General features: G+C 67.7%; 1 protein-coding gene. It reads right to left on the reverse strand.

The window, feature by feature from the left end; all coding sequences use genetic code 11:
- On the reverse strand, positions 1-279 hold a 279-nt coding region (locus GCU69_RS08750), incomplete at both ends, for an ATP-binding cassette domain-containing protein (protein ID WP_156205571.1).

Below are 279 nucleotides of genomic sequence, written 5' to 3' on the forward strand. Positions count from 1 at the left end.
GTACAGCTCGTGCACCGGGGCGGTCTCGACGATCCGGCCCGCGTACATCACGGCGATCTTGTCGGCGACGTCGGCGACCACGCCGAGGTCGTGCGTGATCAGGATCAGGCCCATGTGGTACTCGCGCTGGAGATCGGCGAGCAGCTCCATGACCTGGGCCTGCACGGTGACGTCGAGCGCCGTGGTCGGCTCGTCGGCGATGATCAGGTCCGGCTCCAGGGCCAGCGCCATCGCGATCATGATGCGCTGCCGCATGCCGCCGGAGAACTGGTGCGGATA

It is taken from the genome of Streptomyces lycii (assembly GCF_009735685.1).
In the GTDB taxonomy this organism is placed as follows: Bacteria; Actinomycetota; Actinomycetes; order Streptomycetales; family Streptomycetaceae; genus Streptomyces; species Streptomyces lycii.